This is a genomic window from Massilia sp. SYSU DXS3249 (assembly GCF_053668055.1).
The window spans coordinates 1-16,224 of the sequence record NZ_JBSIPX010000007.1; the positions used below are offsets into that span (position 1 = coordinate 1).

At 65.8% G+C, this 16,224-nt stretch carries 12 protein-coding genes, 1 tRNA gene and 1 pseudogene; 3 read left to right on the forward strand and 11 right to left on the reverse strand.

Annotated elements, in window-relative coordinates; genetic code table 11:
* The 3 genes and pseudogenes from ACWCIA_RS10075 to ACWCIA_RS10085 all read left to right on the forward strand — a co-directional run.
* Positions 1–712, forward strand: a pseudogene (locus tag ACWCIA_RS10075) (hypothetical protein); the annotation flags it as partial.
* 102 nt (positions 713–814) lie between these two features.
* Positions 815–1,870, forward strand: a complete 1,056-nt coding sequence (locus ACWCIA_RS10080; protein ID WP_454162896.1) for an HAF repeat-containing protein — start codon at positions 815–817, stop codon at positions 1,868–1,870.
* Between the two features lie 91 nt (positions 1,871–1,961).
* Positions 1,962–3,068, forward strand: a complete 1,107-nt coding sequence (locus ACWCIA_RS10085; protein WP_454162898.1) for an HAF repeat-containing protein — start codon at positions 1,962–1,964, stop codon at positions 3,066–3,068.
* 172 nt (positions 3,069–3,240) lie between these two features.
* Here the strand turns inward: ACWCIA_RS10085 and ACWCIA_RS10090 are convergent.
* From ACWCIA_RS10090 to ybiB, 11 genes are all read right to left on the reverse strand, one after another.
* Positions 3,241–3,319, reverse strand: a tRNA-Ile gene (locus ACWCIA_RS10090).
* A gap of 115 nt (positions 3,320–3,434) precedes the next feature.
* A complete protein-coding gene (gene rpoD, locus ACWCIA_RS10095) occupies positions 3,435–5,681 on the reverse strand; it encodes an RNA polymerase sigma factor RpoD (protein WP_454162900.1) in 2,247 nt (748 codons plus the stop codon).
* 256 nt (positions 5,682–5,937) lie between these two features.
* The gene (dnaG, locus tag ACWCIA_RS10100; RefSeq protein WP_454162902.1) at positions 5,938–7,734 is read right to left on the reverse strand and encodes a DNA primase; all 1,797 of its coding nucleotides are present in this window, start codon (positions 7,732–7,734) and stop codon (positions 5,938–5,940) included.
* A 111-nt stretch (positions 7,735–7,845) separates the two neighbouring features.
* Positions 7,846–8,295: a GatB/YqeY domain-containing protein gene (locus tag ACWCIA_RS10105; protein ID WP_454162904.1), complete on the reverse strand. Its 450-nt coding sequence runs from the start codon at positions 8,293–8,295 to the stop codon at positions 7,846–7,848.
* 131 nt (positions 8,296–8,426) lie between these two features.
* Positions 8,427–8,639, reverse strand: coding sequence for a 30S ribosomal protein S21 (gene rpsU, locus ACWCIA_RS10110; RefSeq protein ID WP_005665410.1), 213 nt, complete (start codon positions 8,637–8,639; stop codon positions 8,427–8,429).
* A gap of 207 nt (positions 8,640–8,846) precedes the next feature.
* On the reverse strand, positions 8,847–10,055 hold the full coding sequence (locus ACWCIA_RS10115) for an NAD(P)/FAD-dependent oxidoreductase (protein ID WP_454162907.1): 1,209 nt from the start codon (positions 10,053–10,055) through the stop codon (positions 8,847–8,849).
* A 100-nt stretch (positions 10,056–10,155) separates the two neighbouring features.
* A complete protein-coding gene (locus tag ACWCIA_RS10120; RefSeq protein WP_454162909.1) occupies positions 10,156–12,849 on the reverse strand; it encodes an MSCRAMM family protein in 2,694 nt (897 codons plus the stop codon).
* Between the two features lie 82 nt (positions 12,850–12,931).
* On the reverse strand, positions 12,932–13,780 hold the full coding sequence (locus tag ACWCIA_RS10125; protein ID WP_454162911.1) for a fimbrial biogenesis chaperone: 849 nt from the start codon (positions 13,778–13,780) through the stop codon (positions 12,932–12,934).
* Between the two features lie 39 nt (positions 13,781–13,819).
* The gene (locus tag ACWCIA_RS10130; protein ID WP_454162913.1) at positions 13,820–14,311 is read right to left on the reverse strand and encodes a DUF4402 domain-containing protein; all 492 of its coding nucleotides are present in this window, start codon (positions 14,309–14,311) and stop codon (positions 13,820–13,822) included.
* Positions 14,312–14,343: 32 nt separating this feature from the next.
* Positions 14,344–14,874: a DUF4402 domain-containing protein gene (locus ACWCIA_RS10135; RefSeq protein WP_454162914.1), complete on the reverse strand. Its 531-nt coding sequence runs from the start codon at positions 14,872–14,874 to the stop codon at positions 14,344–14,346.
* A gap of 295 nt (positions 14,875–15,169) precedes the next feature.
* On the reverse strand, positions 15,170–16,153 hold the full coding sequence (ybiB, locus tag ACWCIA_RS10140) for a DNA-binding protein YbiB (protein WP_454162916.1): 984 nt from the start codon (positions 16,151–16,153) through the stop codon (positions 15,170–15,172).
* Between the last annotated feature and the right edge of the window lie 71 nt (positions 16,154–16,224).

Sequence of the window (16,224 nt, forward strand, 5' to 3'; positions counted from 1 at the left end):
CGGGACCCCCCCAAACCCCCAAACCACCCCGCCCGCCACCGCCACCGCTAGGGGGTGGGGGGCGGGATACCGCGCCCCCCCACCCTCCCGGCCCGCGCCCCACGGCAAGTTCACCGACATCGGCAACCTGCCCTTCGAGGAACCGACCCTGACCTTCGCCCGCGCGCTGAATAACCGCAACCAGGTCGCCGGCGAATCCGGGCCGTTGACCTTCCCGGACCAGCCGCTGCGCGCCTTCATCTGGACCAAGGGCGTGATGCGCGACCTGGGCGACCTGGGCGACACCCCGAACGGCGCCACCGACATCAACGACCGCGGCCAGGCCACCGGCTTCGCGGCCCTGCTGGAAGGCTTCCGCGACCGGGTGGCCTTCCTGTACACCAACGGCCGCCTGGTCGACATCGACCGCCGCCCCGCCACCGAGGACAGGGACAGCGCGGGGACCGGCATCAACAACTACGGGCACGTCGTCGGCACCAGCAACCACCTGTCCGGCTTCATCTACCGCGGCAAGCGGATGCAGAGCCTGAATGCGCTGGTCGATCCCCGGCTGGGCTGGGACATCACCCGTCCGGAAGCCATCAACGACGCCGGCCAGATCGCGGCCACCGCCTTCCGCGGCGGCATTCAGTATGCGGTGCGCCTGGACCTGATCCGTCCGCACGCCTTGTCGGCGCCGCTGCTCGATGAGGACGAGATGGTGCAGCAGTAAGAAAGCGGCCGGCGCGACAGGTGCGGCGCGGCCGCGCCGGCCAATCGAGGCGCAGCCCAGGTTGCGCCGTCGCCGCATGCCTTTGTTTTTAAGGAGATCATCATGTGGAAGCGAAACAGTCTGGCCCTGGTACTGCTGGCCTCGGCAGTTGGCCTGGCCAGCGCATCACCGCCCCGATTCGAGTACCGGGTCACCCGGGTCGCCCCGCTGATCAGCAGCGGCCTGGCCATCAACAATGCCGGCGCCACGGTCGGCGACTTCCAGTTCACGGGCGCCGGCGCCCACGGTTTCCTGACCCGGGGCAACCGCACGGTCGAGATCGGCGGCCTGGAGGAGTTCGGCAACTTCAGCATCGCCAACGACATCAACGACCGCTTCCAGGTCGTCGGCACCTCGAACGTCGCCAGCGGCACGCGCGGATTTCTCTATGAAGGCGGCGTCCCCAGGGACGTCAACGTCTTCCTGCCGGCGACGACCACCGCCACCGGCATCAACAATGCCGGCTATATCGTGGGCAGCTACCAGTTCAACTTCGGGGCCCCGCGCGGCTACCTGCGCGCCCCCGACGGGTCCTTCCGCGACCTCGGCGCCCTGCCCTTCGCCAATCCGTTCACGCTGCCCGAAGCGATCAACAAGCGCAAGCAGGTGGTCGGCGGTTCCGGCCCCTTCGTGCCGGGCGCGATCCTGGTGCCGCGCGCCTTCCTCTGGCAGGACGGGGTGATGCGCAGCCTGGGCACCTTGGGCGGCGTGTCCAGCGCGGCCAGCGACATCAACGACCACGGCCAGGTCACCGGCTCTTCGGCGCTCAGGACGCCGGGCGTGTCGCACGCCTTCCTCTGGCAGAACGGGCGCATGGTCGACATCGACGGCCGGCGCGGCGGGCAAAGCGGGGGCAACGGCATCAACAACCGCGGTTACATCGTCGGCGACAGCGACCTCGGTCCCTTCATCTGGCGCGGCAAGCGGATGGAGCGCCTGAATGCCCTGATCGATCCGTCCGGCCGCTACGTCATCACGAGCGTGCAGGGCATCAACGACAAGGGACAGATCGTCGGCACGGCCGACCAGTTCGGCGTCGCCTTCGGCTTCGCGGTGCGGCTCGACCCGGTCTGCCGCGACCCGCGCCACGGCAAGGAGGCCCACGTCCACGATGAATGACCAGTTGTAGCTGCGCAGCCCTGGTGGCGGGCTCGACCTGACGGCAGGGGCCATCGCCCTGCCCGGCCGTCATTACCTTGTGGAGATTGTCATGACCGTCATGTCATTGCGTACATCCGTTTCCCTGTTCCTGCTGTCGCTCGGGATGGGCCTGGCCCATGGCTCGCCCGGCTACGCGGAATACCGGGTCACCATCGTCGGCCCGGCCGGCAGCCAGCCGAGCGACATCAACGAGTCCGGCGCCGTCGTCGGCTACACCTATCTCGGCGGCCCCAACTACCGCAGCTTCGTCAACTACGGCAAGGGCCCGATCGACCTGGGCCTGCGGGGCGGCACCTCCAACCAGGCGGTGGCCATCAACGACAAGGGCGAGGTGCTCGGCAACGTGACCACCACCACCGCCACCACCTCCGGCTCGCCGCGCGGCTACGTCTATTATCGCGGCAGCTTCCGGACTATCCCCGGCCCCGGCGGCCGCCCTGCCCGCCTGGTGGACATCAACAATGCCGGGTATATCCTCGCAGCGAGCAACGCGACAACAGGCCCCGGCGCCGGCAACCCGGGCGCCTACCTGCGCGCGCCGAACGGCAAGTACCAGGAGCTCGGCGCGCTGCCCTACCCGAACCCGACCACCCAGCCGGAAGCGCTCAACAACCGCAACCAGGTCACGGGCGAATCCGGCACGCTGAGCTCTCCGGAAATCCCGTTCTACGCTTTCATCTGGAGCAAAGGCGTCATGCGCCAGCTGGGCAGCTTCGGCTACACGCCCAACTACGGCCTGGACATCAACGACCGCGGACAAGTCGCCGGCTATACCTCGACAGAAACCTTCCGCGAGGCACTCGCCACCATCTGGAACCACGGCCGCCCCACCCTGATCGACACGCGCCCGGCCGGCGACTACCGCTTCAGCACCGCCCAGGCCATCAACAACCATGGCCACGTCGTCGGCAACAGCAACCACCTGGGCGCCTACATCTGGCGCGGCAGGCGGATGGAGAGCCTGAATGCGCTGATCGATCGCAAGTCGGGTTGGAACATTAGCTTTTCGAGGGGGATCAATGATGCGGGGCAGGTGATCGCGGATGGATACCGCAATGGCGTTGGGTATGCGGTGAGGCTGGATTTGGTGAGGCCGCATGCGTTGGGGAAGGCGCAGATTGAGGCGGATGAGGAGGCTGATGTGGTTGCGAAGTGAACGCTGCAGCGCAAGCGAAAGCAGGAAGCAGGAAGCAGTGCGGCAGTGAAGTCATGCTGGAACGGTTGGCGCGGCGACAAGACATTGCGTCGCGCCAATCGATGACTCGAGCAGCAGGTAAGCTATTGGCGCGGGATACGGGAACGCTGCTGTACCAGCTACGGGAGAAAATTGGTAGGCCTCCCCGGAGTCGAACCGGGCACCAACGGATTATGAGTCCGCTGCTCTAACCAGGCATGAGCTAGAGGCCCAAACTCGTTACAGATGGGAAGTAGAAAAATCTCGCCACCGCGCTGCGGTGTTCCGAACGAAGTGGCGAGAGGATATTGCTTTAGTGTTGAGCCGTCAAGGTATAGCTACAACGGATCAGCTACTACCTTCCAGGAAGCTCTTCAGCTTGTCCGAGCGCGACGGGTGGCGCAGTTTGCGCAAGGCCTTGGCTTCGATCTGGCGGATACGCTCGCGGGTGACGTCGAACTGCTTGCCGACTTCTTCCAGCGTGTGGTCCGTGGACATCTCGATGCCGAAGCGCATGCGCAGCACCTTCGCTTCGCGCGGGGTCAGCGAGTCCAACACATCTTTGACGACACCGCGCATCGAGGCGTGCAGGGCCGCATCCGACGGGGCCAGCGTGTTGTTGTCCTCGATGAAGTCGCCCAGGTGCGAATCGTCGTCGTCGCCGATCGGCGTTTCCATCGAAATCGGCTCTTTCGCGATCTTCATGATCTTCCGAATTTTGTCTTCCGGCATTTCCATCTTGATCGCGAGCGTTGCCGGGTCTGGCTCGGCACCGGTCTCCTGCAAGATCTGGCGCGAGATGCGGTTCATCTTGTTGATGGTCTCGATCATGTGCACCGGGATACGGATGGTGCGCGCCTGGTCGGCGATCGAGCGGGTGATGGCCTGGCGGATCCACCACGTCGCGTAGGTCGAGAATTTGTAGCCGCGGCGGTATTCGAACTTGTCGACCGCCTTCATCAGGCCGATGTTGCCTTCCTGGATCAGGTCGAGGAATTGCAGGCCGCGGTTCGTGTACTTTTTCGCGATCGAGATCACGAGACGCAGATTGGCCTCGGTCATCTCGCGCTTGGCCTTGCGCGCCTTCATTTCGCCGGCCGCCATCTGGCGGTTGATGTTGCGCAGGTCCGGCAGCGGCAGCACGACGCGCGCCTGCAGGTCGATCAGGCGTTGCTGCAGTTCCTTGATCGTCGGGATGTTGCGGCCGAGGATGGCGCTGTAAGCGTGGCCGGCGTTGACTTCGCCGTCGACCCATTCCAGGTTCGTTTCGTTGCCCGGGAAGACCTTGATGAAGTGGGCGCGCGGCATGCCGCAACGGTTCACGGCCACGTCGAGGATCTGCTTTTCGATGTGGCGCACTTCGTCGACCTGGCCGCGCAGCGTGTCGCACAGCTTTTCGACGACCTTGGCCGTAAAGCGGATGCCCAGCAGCTCGTTGGAGATCGTTTCCTGGGCCTTGACGTAGGCTTTCGAGTTGTAGCCGTCCTTCTCGAAGGCCTTGCGCATCTTGTCGAACTGCTGCTCGATGGTGCCGAATTTTTCCAGTGCGGAATTTTTCAGCGCTTCAAGCTGCTCGGCGGAGTAGCCGGCCGCGCCGGTGCTGGCGGCGGCCTCTTCTTCTTCGCCCTCTTCCTCGTCGCCGGCTTCTTCTTCCTCGTCCTCGTCGCCTTCGCCGGCGCTCGGGACGACGGCTGCCGGTGCGGCTGCTTCGTCTTCTTCCGGATCGACCATGCCGTCGACGATCTCGTCGATCTTGATTTCGTCGGCTTCGATGCGCTTGGAGGCGGAGATGATTTCGGCGATCGTGACCGGGCAGGCGGAGATGGCCTGGATCATGTCGCGCAGGCCGTCTTCGATGCGCTTGGCGATTTCGATTTCGCCTTCGCGCGTCAGCAGCTCGACCGAGCCCATTTCGCGCATGTACATGCGGACCGGGTCGGTGGTGCGGCCGAAGTCGGAGTCGACGGTGGAGAGGGCGGCTTCGGCGGCGGCCTCGGCTTCGTCGTCGCTGGTGACGGTGGCGACGTTGTCGGACAGCAGCAGCGTTTCGGCATCGGGCGCGTGTTCGTACACGGCAATGCCCATGTCGTTGAAGGTGCCGATGATGCCTTCGATCGCTTCCGGATCGACGATGTTTTCCGGCAGGTGGTCGTTGATTTCCGCGTAGGTGAGGAAACCGCGCTCCTTGCCGGACTTGATCAGCGCTTTCAGCTTCTGGCGGCGGAGCTCGATTTCTTCTTCGCTCGCTTCAGTATCGGCCGAGAACGCATCTTTCAGCAAGGCTTTTTCTTTGGCCTTGCGGTCCTTGGCCTTGGCCTTGTCGACGGCCTTCAGTTCAGCGCGTTCGACGGCGTTGAGCGCGGCGACTTCGTCATTCTCCGGCGTGAATTCCTTTGGCTTGCGCCCGCGGCGGCCCGGGACCTTCACGGTCGGCAGCACGTAGCCGGACGTGTCGATGGCGGCCAGGGCGGCGGCATCGGTGGTCTGGCTGACGACTGGTGCGGCGCCCGCTGCAGGTGGAGTAGCAGTGCGAACTTCCGCCTTGTCTTGTGCGTTGTCCGCCTTGGCGGACGCTCTGGTGGTTTTGGCAGCCACGATGGGTTCGGGTTTCTTGGTTGGCACAGGCGCTTTCGATGTCACAACGACTAACTTTACGATGGTTAAAGATAAAGTTTTGTTACCTTACATCACGCTGCTAACAGCGTACAACACTGCTGCGCTAACTGAAACTCCACGCCCCTTTTGACACGAAAGTCGTTTCAAAGGTTGCAATAGTTAGCGTTTTATTATAGCACGCACCCCTTCTTTTTCCAGCCGCACATAGCCCCCTTGTTAGTTTTGCGACAAGGGTCTAGCGCCTGGTGGCCGCTTCCAGCTCCTCACGATCCAGGAACTGCTGCTGCGCTGTGATTTCACGATAGCGAGTACTCACCTGATCTGGGGTCAGGCCCTTCGAAAACAACTGGTTCAACTCCTGTTTTAGTGCATCCTTCTTGATTTGCCTCACGGCACTGACCAGCCAGACACGGTCGGCGTCGGGATCGGATTCCGGCTCCGACGCGATCTCTGCAATGATGTGGTCGTAGTAACTGCCGGCTTCCTTCAGCTGTTCGCACAAGGCCGCAAAGGTGCCGTATTCGCCCAGCGCCTGCGCCATCCCGACCAGGTAGCGCAGGTTGTCGGCCGATTCCTGTCCGAAAAAGTCGAAGGCCTGCAGTGCTGATTCGTCCAGGTGCAGGGACAGCGCCGGATGGGCCACCAGGATGCGCACGATCTGCAATTCCAGCCCGACCGGCTCCGGCCTGCCCTGGCGCGGCGGCGCCTTCTTTGCCACCGATACCGGCTTGGACAACTCGAACAGGCTTTCGATCTCGGCCGGCGTCGAATCGGTCAGACTGGCCAGGCCGCGCACGATCTGCAGGCGCAGGCTCGAGGGCGTCATCGACTGCAGCAGCGGCTTGGCGTCGAATTGGGTGCGCGCCCGCCCTTCCGGCGTGGACAGGTCGTGTTCGCCCGTCACTTCGCGCAGCAGGAATTGCGACAGCGGCATGGCGTCGTTGATTTCTTGCGAGAAGGCTTCGGCGCCGAACTCGCGCACATAGCTGTCCGGGTCGTGCTTTTCGGGCAGGAAGAGGAACTGGATGGTCTTGTTGTCGCTCACCTGAGGCAGGCACGCCTCCAGCGCCCGCCGTGCGGCGCGGCGGCCGGCCTTGTCTCCGTCGAAACTGAAGATGACGTTGTCGGTCTGGCGCAGCAGCTTTTGCACGTGGGTACTGGTACAGGCGGTGCCGAGGGTGGCCACGGCTTGCGGGAAACCGAGCTGGGCCAGGGCGACGACGTCCATGTAGCCTTCGGTCACCAGCACGTAGCCGGCGTCGCGGATGGCCTGGCGCGCCTCGAACAGGCCGTAGAGCTCGAGTCCCTTCTGGAACAGCGGGGTTTCCGGAGAATTCAGGTATTTCGGTTCGCCGCTGTCGAGCACGCGGCCTCCGAAGCCGATCACCTGCCCTTTCGTGTTGCGAATCGGGAACATGATGCGCTCGCGGAAGCGGTCGTAGCGCTTCTTGTTGCCGCCGTTCTCGTCGACGCGGTCGATGACCAGGCCCGATTCGACCAGGGCCAGCGCGTCGTAGTCGGGGAAGACCGAGCGCAGGTTGTCCCAGCCGGAGGGGGAATAGCCCATGCCGAAGCGGGCGGCGACCTCGCCGGTGAGGCCGCGGTTCTTGAGGTAGGCGATGGCGTTCGGGGCGCTTTTCAGCTGGGCGCGGTAGTAATCGCAGGCCTGGCTGAGCGCGTCCGTCATGGCCAGCGACTGGGCCTGCTGGGCGGCGCGCTGCTGGGGCGGGATCTTGTCGTCCTGCTCGGGCACGACCATGCCGACGCCCTGGGCCAGGTCCTTGACGGCCTCGACGAAGCCCATACCCGAGTATTCGATCAGGAAGCCGATCGAGGTGCCATGGGCGCCGCAACCGAAGCAGTGATAGAACTGTTTGGTCGGGCTGACGGTAAAACTGGGGGACTTTTCGCTGTGGAAAGGACACAGCCCCATGTAATTGGCGCCGCCCTTTTTCAGCTGCACGTAGCGCCCGACCACGTCGACGATGTCGACGCGGTTGAGCAGATCGGTAATGAATGATTGCGGGATCACGTAGCTTACACAGTGTTTGTCTAATGTCAGACTATACCGCAGCGCTCGCTGCAAGTTGATCTGCAACAAGCATGGCCCGTCGGGCCCGCTTGTGTGGCCGCTTGTGTTGCATCAGGCGCCGGTAAGCGCCTTCTTGACCAGGGCCGACACGACCGTCATGTCGGCACGGCCCGCCAGCTTCGGCTTGACGATGCCCATGACCTTGCCCATGTCCTGCGGGCCGGCGGCGCCCGAGGCGGCCACTGCTGCGGCGACTTCGGCGGCGATCTCCTCGTCCGACAGGCCGGCCGGCATGTAGGCGACCAGCACTTCGAGCTCGGCCTTTTCGATGTCGGCCAGGTCGGCGCGGTTGCCGGCTTCGAACTGGGTGATCGAATCCTTGCGCTGCTTGATCATCTTTTCGACGATGGCGACGGTTTGCTGGTCGTTCACTTCGATCTGTTCGTCGACTTCCTTGCGCTTGATTTCGGCGAGCAGCAGGCGGATGGTGTTGAGCTTGCCGGCTTCCTTGGCGCGCATCGCCGCTTTCATGTCGTTCGTGATTTGTTCTTTCAGGCTCATGGCATCCTCGAAATAGATGGTGCAAACAACAAAACCCGCCGGGGTAGCAACCAGGGCGGGCTTAAAGGACTTCTAGCGGCTACCGAAACGAGCGCAAGGCTCCGTCCCGGATCAAGGCCGGCTGGACAGTCTTAGTACAGTTTCTTAGGCAGTTGCTGGCTGCGGATGCGCTTGTAGTGGCGCTTCACGGCAGCGGCCAGCTTGCGCTTGCGCTCTGCAGTTGGCTTCTCGTAGAACTCGCGTGCGCGCAGTTCGGTCAGCAGACCGGTTTTTTCGATGGTGCGCTTGAAGCGACGCATTGCGACTTCGAACGGCTCGTTTTCTTTAAGGCGGATAGTGGTCATGTAAAAATGAAACCGTTGGATTTGGGAAGAACGAAATTCTAGCAGCTTTTGGGAAGCAGTGGAAGAGTTTACGATCGTGTGATGAATTTGATACAGGGGGTTTTCTTGGGTGGTGGAGCTGCAGCTGAGCCGTTATTGGTTCATTTGGTCCGCGTGGGCACGGGGTGCCCACCCTACGGGAAACGCTGCGGGCTGGCGGTTGAAAATTTACACGCTCTGCCCTGCCACGTAGCCGGAGGCCCAGGCCCACTGGAAGTTGTAGCCGCCGAGCCAGCCGGTGACGTCGACGGTTTCGCCGATGAAGTACAGGCCGGGCACGTCCTTGGCCATCATCGTTTGCTGCGACAGGGCGCGGGTGTCGACGCCGCCGAGCGTGACTTCGGCCTTGCGGTAGCCTTCCGAACCGGTCGGGACGATGGCCCAGCGGTTGATGGCGTCGCCGAGCTTGCGCAGCTTGGCGTCGGGCAGGTCGGCCAGGCGGGCGTCGAGTGCGAAGCCGTTGGCCAGCAGCAGGCCTTCGGCCAGGCGCGCCGGCAGCCATCCCGACAGCACGTTGCCGATCTGTTTCTTGACCGTCGTCTTCGAACCGATCAGCTCTTCGGCCACGTCGAGTTCCGGCAGCAAATTGATCACGATCGGCGTGCCCGGTTCCCAGTAGCTGGAAATCTGCAGGATCGCCGGGCCCGACAGGCCGCGGTGGGTGAACAGCAGGTCTTCGCGGAACAGGCCGCGTTTGGCATTCTTGCCCTTGCCCGAACCGGTCGACACGTCCACCTCCAGCGCGATGCCGGCCAGCGGCGCGAACGGCGCCCAGCTTGGGCCGTCGAAGGTCAGCGGCACCAGGCCCGGACGCGGCTCGACCAGCGGCAGGCCGAACTGGGTGGCCAGCCGGTAGCCGAGGTCGGTCGCGCCGATCTTCGGGATCGACAGGCCGCCGGTGGCGACGACGACGCTGGCAGCGGCAATGTCGCCATGGTCGGTGGCGACGACAAAACCTTCGCCCTCTTTCTCGACCGACAGCACCTTGCACGGCATGCGCCAGTTGACCTCGCCTGCGCTGCACTCGGCCTTCAGCATGCCGATGATCTGCTCGGCGGAATCGTTGCAGAACAGCTGGCCGCGGTGCTTCTCGTGGTAGCCGATGCGGTGTTTCTTGACCAGCGCCAGGAAGTCCTGCGCCGTGTAGCGCGACAGCGCGCTCTTGCAGAAGTGCGGGTTCTCGGAGAGGAAGTTGGCCGGTCCGGCGTTAATGTTCGTGAAATTGCAGCGGCCGCCGCCGGAGATGCGGATCTTTTCGGCCAGCTTTTCGGCGTGGTCGATCAGGACCACGCGCTTGCCGCGTTGGGCGGCCACGGCCGCGCACATCATGCCGGCCGCGCCTGCGCCGATTACCGCCACATCATATTGTTTTGCCATGCCTGCCGTGCTCCGCGTTTCGCCAAACCGGCCATTGTAAACGCTCGCCGCCCATGCCGTGGAGGCCGGCCTGGAATTCGGCCGTGCGGAACAACGCCGGTCAGCCGTCGGTGGCGCTGCGCACCTCGAGGTCGCGGCCGTTGAGCACGGTGCCGTCGGGGCCGATCGCGATGGCCAGCGTGCCCGGGTCGCGCAGGCCGAGGCGCTTGAGCTGGTCCGGCGACACGCGCAGGACATACTCGCCCGGGAGGATGCCGGTCATGACGTAATAACCGTCGGCGGCGCTGGCGATGCTGGCCACCACCTTGTCCGAGGCATCTATCAGCTCGATCTGCAGGTCGCCGACCGGGCGCCGGGCGCCTTTGCCGGACAACCAGGCCGTGCCGTCCACCTCGCCGGTCAGGCTGACCGCGAACTCCACCTGACTGACTTTGCCCGGGCGCGGCACGATGCGGACGCCTTTCAATTGCGGCTGCCACTGCGGATCTTCGAGGGTATTCGGCTCGATCCCGATGTCGGTGTGGCGGCCGGCGGGCAGGCGCGGCAGCCAGGCCACGCCATCGGCATTCGTGCGCGCGGCGTAGTTGGCGCCGTTGATGGTGAAGCCGGCGCCGCCGATCGGCAGGTCTTCCTTGCCCATCGCGCCGTCGTGGTTCTTGTCGAGGAACACGCGGATCGAGGCCGCGCCCATGTTCGCCATCGGCTGGGATTCCCGCAGGAGGCGCCGGGCACGCGGTTCCAGCCCCATCGCCATGAACAACTGCACCCCGACGCCGTAGTCGCGGCGGCTCGTATAGTAGCCGTTCACGCCCAGGCCGAAGCTGCCCAGGCGCTTGTTCAGCGACCCGGCCGCGCGTACTTCGCGATCCTGGAACATGCGTGTCAGGCCCAGGTTCAGCATGTAGCCGTCGCGCAGGTACCAGTCGGCCGCGACGGCGGCGCTGCCGAGCCTGGCATCGGGCTTGAGCGTGTAGTGCAGTTGGCCAGCGAGCCCAACGCCGGCCACCCTGCGGCTGACCTGCAGCACGCCCTCGGTGCGCGTGGTGCTGCCCAGGGCCGCGCTGCCGACGGACTGCCAGCGCACGCTATTGCTGAGCGCGGTGCCGTTGCGGTAGGCCGACAGGCGCCCCTGCACTTCGCGCTGCTCGATGCCCGATGCGAGCACGTCGCGCCTGAGCTGCAGCGACAGCGGAAAGGAGCTGGCCGCGCCCAGCGCCAGCACGCCTTCTGCGCGCACTTCGTCGCGGGTGCGCACCGGGTCGCCGGCAGGCGCGAACAGTTCGCTGGCGAAGCCGTCCAGGTGGACGCGGCTGGCCGACAGCGCGACGTGGCCGATCCGGGTTTTGATGCCCAGCTGTCCCAGCCTGCCGCCATCGTCGGCCGCCACCGCGTCGGCGGTCAGGATGACGCCGTTCCAGTAGCTGCGCAGGCCCAGGTTGGCGTAGCTGCGCGCCGCGTCGAACAGCGGCAGGCGCTGCCAGCCGGCAGTGAGGTTCAGGTGTTCGCTCATGCCCCACTCGAACTGGGCCAATGCGCGCTGGCGCCCTTTTTCGTCGCGGTGCGCGGCCAGGTCGTAGAACAGCGCGCCGCGCGGCAGCGCAGACTGCTCCAGCAGGAAGGACTGGCGCTCGACACGCATCTGGCCGAGCGGGCCGTGGAACACCAGCCGGAAGTCGTTCGGGCCATAGGCCAGCGGCTGGTCCTCGAAGCTGTACTTGCCGCTCGGCCCCGACTGCCGCACCCCGACAAGCGCCTCGTTGTAGTACAGCTCGACATCCCAGCCCGGCGGCAGGTCGCCCTGCAGCGTGTGGCGGTCGAAACTGGTGGGCTGGTCGAGCGGGCGGTTACTGAGCGCGATGCCGTTGCCGGTCGCGCTGCTGGCGGAGATGTTGGCCACGCCCGGCACCGGCACGCTGCCGAACAGCACGCTGCGCGCCTTGATCGGCCCGAAAAGCCTGCCGTCCGGGTCGTGGCGCCCGAGCGTCAGGCGCAGCTCCTGCGATGGCGCATGCAGGGTGCGGCTGGCGTACAGCGCCGCTTCCATGCCCAGCAGATCGGTGGTCAGGTAGGCGGTCCAGGACGCCTCGGTGCTGCGCGCGCCGCCGTTCCGGTCGATCCCGAATCCCAGCGTCTGGTCGATGAAGGGAACGTCGGCCAGGCGGTACGGCGTGGCCAGGCGCGGATAGCCGGGGTCGATATAGCCGCCGGGCGCGCCGGCCAGGCTGCCGCGTTCGCGCCGCTTCAGGCGCGCCTGCAGCGGCAGTTGTTCGCGCGGATGCACTTTCAGGGCCAGGCTCGACATGTCGAGCTCGAGGTCGACCGGCAGCCAGCGCGCCAGCAGCCGGCTGGCCACGTAAATTTCATCGCCTTCGAGTCTGATCTGTGCCGGGTCGAGTTCCTCGCGCACGCCGCCGATGTCGACCGTCCGCCCCTGCACGTCGAGGCTGAAATGGCGTTGTTCGGTGAGGATGTAGCCGCTGGCACGGCCTTCGCCCGGCGTTACCCGGATGGCCAGCGTCAGCAGGCGCGCCATGTCGCCCAGCGGCAGGTAGACGTCGCGCCCGAGCTCGTAGGCCGTGACGGCGTCCGACAGCACCAGGGTACCTAGGCGCACCTCGAGCAGGACCAGGTTGGCTTCGCTCGCCTGGGCCGCCGCTGCCGCTGCCGCTGCCGCTGCCGCTGCCGCTGCCGCCACGGCGGGCTGAAACGGCAGCGCCGCAGGCAGCAGGGCCAGCACCGCGAGCAGGCAGCTGCTGCGGCGTGGCCCTGGGGATCGCGAACGCGCCTGGCCCACCGGACGTCCGCCTAGGAAACGGGGAGCAGGAAGCGCGGCGTCTGGAAACCGGGCGGCAGGCGCGGCCTTCGCCCCTGCGCCCTCACGGCAGGTTCAGGCTGGCCTGCGCCAGCAGCTTGCCGCCGGCTTCGGGCCGGTCGCGGTAGCTGACTTCGAGCGTGCCGCCGGCCAGCGTTACGCCGGCCGGCACCTGCAGCGGCAGTATCGCCTGGCGCGTGCGGTTCGGCGTGTACACGGCAATGCCGCCCATCTGGGCCAAGCCCTGCGGCTTGCCGTTCCTGGGGGTGAAGGTGACGCTGATGTCGCCATACACCGAACTGCTCCCCTCGCGCTCGAATTGCAGCGCGAGCTGGGGCTGCCGGGCTTCGTCCTTGCCGAGTGCCAGTCCCGAGAGCTTGACGCTGGCATTCGTGACGCCGTGCCGCACGATCACCGGCACCGAGGCGCCGACCAGCGCCGTCATGACCACGCCGATCCCGCTGCCGCCCGCGCCCTGGTTCTCGATGCTGGCCTTGCCGTCGGCCTCGGGCTGCTTGTCGAATTGCAGGTGCGAGCGGTACTCGCCGTCGGCCAGCTCGGCGGGCTTGCGCAGCATCACGCGCACGGTCTGGGCGGTTCCAGGCTGCAGGGTGATCTGGCGCGGCGAATAACGCAGCATCGCATCGGCGAAACGTTCTCCGTCCTGCGGAGCCTCGGCCACTTCGAACTTGCCGTTTTCGGTCATGCGGCGGTTGACAAGCGAAATGCGGTAAGTAGCGGGTTTGCTGCCGTTGTTGATCAACTCGATCTGTGCGGCGCGCGTGTTCTTGTCGAACACGAGGCGGGTCGGGTGCAGCATCAGCTCGGCGCGCGCGTGCAGCAGGGGCGCCAGCAGCAGGCAGGCAAGGAGCAGCCGTGCGGCGGAGAAGGATGCGAACGACGGATAACGCATGAGCATGTCCTTTCACTGGGCCGCAAGGCGGCGCAGCATTCACTGGTAGTTGACTGTCACGGGAAAAGTGCCGGAATACGTGCCGGGTGCCTGGTTGGGCGCCACGGTGAGCGTTGCGCCGATCGACAGCGTCGTGCCGCCGGCCGGAATGGAGAGCAGCGTGCCGGGCGTGTTGACGAAATTGCCGACTGCCATGCTGTTGGTGCCGCTGGTAAGACGGATGGCGCCGTTGGCCGGCAGGGAAATGATGATGCCCTTGTTGGCGCCGCCGTTGCCGCTGCGCCCGACGTTGAACGCCGCCTGGCCGGTGTTCGGGGAGTTGAGCAGGACCACACCGCCCGTGCGCGAACGCAGCCCGCCCGGCGTAAGGACGATGGTGCCGCCGGTGCCGGCGACGAAGCGGCCGAAGTCGAGGCCCCGGGCATTGCTCAGGTTGACCTGCTGCGCGCACACAGGGCGCGCGCCTGCGGCGAGCAGCGCCAGAGTGGCGATGCCCGCGAGCAGGATGAAACGGTCACGGCGTCCCGGCATGGTCAGGAGCGGGTTGCCCCGCTACCCAGTCCTCAGTTGTATTCGACCGTTGCGTTGATGGTGCCGCTGTAGGTACCGGCCGCCTGGGTGGCGGCAACGCTCAGCACGCCGCCGACGAAGATGCTCTGGCTGCCGCCGGTCAGCGTGCCCGTGGCGACGACACCGGTGCTGGCCGCGCCGGCAGCCACCGCGACCGCCGGTGCGAAGGTCATCGAGTTGCCGCCCGACGTCAGCGGGCTGGCCACGACGGTGATGCCATAGGTTGCGCCGGTCTGGCCGACGACGTCGAACTGTGCCGCGGCGCTGCCGCCGGCCAGTCCCACCACCCCACCGGTCACGCTACGGCTGCCGTCCGTTCCCAGGGCCACCGTGCCCAGGGAAGCGCCGGCGGCGAAGTTACCGAACGACAGGTCAACCATCTTGGTGATCTGGATAGGTGCCACGACCACGCCGGTCGAGGTGGCTTGCTCGGTTGCGGCGATGGCGCTGCCGGCGCCGGCGATTGCCAGCGCCAGCACGGCGAGGCGGAAATTGTTCAAGGTGAAGCGCGAATGCTTGTTCATTCTGGTCATCCTTCAGATAGGGAGGACCGGTTCATGTGAACCGGATCAAAACGAGACCGAACGCGTCAGTGTCGGTTGGCAATCAATCGAATTGCTTTGCGGTATCGTTTTTCCATAGTGAAAGAAAATGACCTGGCTGTTTTTGCCTTGGATCAGTGGTCACGCAATTTCCGTACAGAAACAACCATGCTCTTGCGGGAAAGTATTCATCTGTTCCGCACAAGGAAGACGCCGCGCCGAACGGGCGGCGGAATGCAGCGGCAGGCGCGTTGCGTGCCTGCGTTGTAGCGGTGACTCAGGTCCGCAGCGCGCGCGATGCCCGCACGCAGGCCGCAACCTGCGCCGTGATCGACGGCGGAACAGGCACTTCCCCGCGCAGCGCGCGCCCAATCCAGGTAGCCGTTGCGGCGGCATCGTGCGCCTCCGGCACCTCGGCCAGGTCATCGGTCGGCGCATCGCGCTCGACCAGCAGCGTGCGCTGCCCGCCGTGGAACCAGTCGATCTGCTGGGCGCGGTGTGGATTGGCGACCGTCTCCCCTTCGGTGCCGCGCATCAGGAAGGCGTCGCCGCGCCCGGGTGGCACGGTGAGGAAATACTCGCCCAGCGTCTGCAGGTATTCCGGATGGGTGTATGAGACCAGCCGCAGCGCCGCGCCCTCGAAGGGCTGCAGGATCTTGACCAGGGTGTGGGTCGAGTTGCGCACGCCGAGGATGCGGCGCAGCGACAGCATCCATGCCAGGCGCGGCGCCAGCGTCTCGATCGGCATGAAGGCCGGGCGCGCGTCGGCGAAGGCGTCCGCCAGGTCGGCGCTGGTGGCGCAGGGGGCCAGGCCCATCTCGGCCAGGATTTCGAAGGTGGTCACGCGGCCCGGATCGCCCTGCACGCCATGCACCAGGGTCGGCACGCCCTCGCGCGCCAGCAGCAGCGCCAGCAGCGGCGTCAGGTTGGCGAGCTTGCGCGCGCCGTTGTAGCTGGGGATGAGTACCGGGGCGTAGTCGCCGGGCGGGCTGGGCAGGGGCGCGAACGAGGCTTCGGCGGCATCCATGAAGCCGGCCAGCTCCTCGACGGACTCGCCCTTGATGCGCATGGCAAGCAGGATGGCGCCCAGTTCCAGGTCGGACACGCGGTCCTCGAGGATCGCGCCGTAGAGCGCGGCCGCGTCCTGGCGCGACATGCTGCGCGCGCCCTTGACGCCGCGGCCGATCTCCTTGATGAAGGCGGCGGCGGGGAAGGATGCGGGTCGGGTATCGAATTGAGCAGGTTGGATATCGGTAGGCATGCCATTAGCTTACACCGACATGCATGCGGGGTGCTTTTGCGGCGAGTGCTGCAAAGCAGCACAAATGGCGC

Bases quoted from the DNA above. Each gene is read 5' to 3' on its own strand.
- ACWCIA_RS10080 (WP_454162896.1), top strand. From the start codon at position 815: ATGTGGAAGCGAAACAGTCTGGCCCTGGTACTGCTGGCCTCGGCAGTT.
- ACWCIA_RS10085 (WP_454162898.1), top strand. From the start codon at position 1,962: ATGACCGTCATGTCATTGCGTACATCCGTTTCCCTGTTCCTGCTGTCG.
- ACWCIA_RS10105 (WP_454162904.1), bottom strand. From the start codon at position 8,295: ATGAGCCTGAAAGAACAAATCACGAACGACATGAAAGCGGCGATGCGC.
- rpsU (WP_005665410.1), bottom strand. From the start codon at position 8,639: ATGACCACTATCCGCCTTAAAGAAAACGAGCCGTTCGAAGTCGCAATG.
- ACWCIA_RS10115 (WP_454162907.1), bottom strand. From the start codon at position 10,055: ATGGCAAAACAATATGATGTGGCGGTAATCGGCGCAGGCGCGGCCGGC.
- ACWCIA_RS10125 (WP_454162911.1), bottom strand. From the start codon at position 13,780: ATGCGTTATCCGTCGTTCGCATCCTTCTCCGCCGCACGGCTGCTCCTT.
- ACWCIA_RS10130 (WP_454162913.1), bottom strand. From the start codon at position 14,311: ATGCCGGGACGCCGTGACCGTTTCATCCTGCTCGCGGGCATCGCCACT.
- ACWCIA_RS10135 (WP_454162914.1), bottom strand. From the start codon at position 14,874: ATGAACAAGCATTCGCGCTTCACCTTGAACAATTTCCGCCTCGCCGTG.
- ybiB (WP_454162916.1), bottom strand. From the start codon at position 16,153: ATGCCTACCGATATCCAACCTGCTCAATTCGATACCCGACCCGCATCC.